At 41.6% G+C, this 1,352-nt stretch carries 2 protein-coding genes; both read left to right on the forward strand.

What is annotated here, in order from left to right:
• Positions 1-228: 228 nt before the first annotated feature.
• Positions 229-408, forward strand: a complete 180-nt coding sequence (locus tag Enr10x_RS30685) for an HNH endonuclease (RefSeq protein ID WP_390621362.1) — start codon at positions 229-231, stop codon at positions 406-408.
• An 8-nt stretch (positions 409-416) separates the two neighbouring features.
• Positions 417-1,064, forward strand: coding sequence for an SMI1/KNR4 family protein (locus tag Enr10x_RS23010; RefSeq protein ID WP_145451503.1), 648 nt, complete (start codon positions 417-419; stop codon positions 1,062-1,064).
• The last annotated feature ends 288 nt before the right edge of the window (positions 1,065-1,352 follow it).

A 1,352-nucleotide genomic window follows, 5' to 3' on the forward strand; every position in this document is an offset into this window, starting at 1 on the left:
CTTGTTATTTTCGCTACGCTCAAATAACAAGCACCACTCCGCCACACAGATAATTTACAGAAGAGATGTTACAGTAACGCTGCTGCACTTGAGGCTACCTTGGGTGTCAGAGTCTCTATCAAACCAAATGGACAGCCAGACTTAACTCCATACCTACACCCTGGTCCGCTCTCAACGCTCTTTTTCCCTCTTACGCAAAAACGGAACCTTGATGAAAAAACTGCTAATGTGCTAAGTGGTCGGATTGCAGGAACTCCTTCCGGATATACATGGCATCACCATGAAGTTATAGGTATTATGCAACTTGTTCGTAAGGATGTACACAAAGCGTTATTCGGAGGACATCGGACTCATCATGGTGGTGTATTCTTTTGGGAATTACTTAACAATAAAAAATATAAGAAGTGAGTTTTTCAATGGATAAAAATTTTTGCCATGTTTTATTTCGTGATGTCAACCCGTCAGTTTCTACGTCCGACATCTTGAATTATGAACAATCATTTTCCATTTCATTACCCAAAGATTATTTTGATTTCCTCTTGAAAATCAATGGGGGTAGCCCCATTCCATCTGCCTACAAAGAACCTGACTTAGAAGACTTTGAAGGAGAGGAATTACCACCTGGAATTGTGATTCCGGATCAAATTCAAAGCGATTTATTGAAATATACTATTTCTCCATCGCGTATTGATCATTTTCTGGGGTTAAATCCTGCATCTACTGAAAATTTAGAAGCCCTCACTATTGGTACAAAGTATACGACAAAAGATGATGCTTCATCTTTATTACTGATTGCCTTTGATAAGGTTGGCACTCCAATTTATTTGTCACTTTCCGATGAAAAGAAGGGATGGATCTACGATTTTGAAGAAGATATCGACTTTGGTTTATACGACCCTGGAGAGGCTACTCCACTGTCAGAATTAGATCATCTTGTATTGGCAAAATCTTTTCGTGAGTTTGTCGAAAGTCTTTTTCCTGCGCGTGTACATTTTGCAAAGAATTTTCAGCCCACAGAAAAGCATCTTGATGCAATTCGGCAAAGTGGGACAGAAGACCCGTGATGACCTTCCCCCATTTCTTGATCCATGTGGAATGCGGGTGAAGCAATCTCTCGAGAAAACGCAGAGCCATACGGAATCAGCTACGGTGGGGCCATTTTCGACGCGCATTCTCCCATCCAGGTGGCCCCATTTGCATGCTAATCTCCATTAGTGAATACTATGGGCCTTGTTGGGGAATTGTAGATCAAATGGTTTTGGGAGGTACGCCGAATGGGACTCTACCTTGATTGCATTCTAGTGGCTCACGATGACTCCGAAGAGAACATTTCAACGCTGGTAACAGAATTC

The organism is Gimesia panareensis (assembly GCF_007748155.1).
In the GTDB taxonomy this organism is placed as follows: domain Bacteria; phylum Planctomycetota; class Planctomycetia; order Planctomycetales; family Planctomycetaceae; genus Gimesia; species Gimesia panareensis.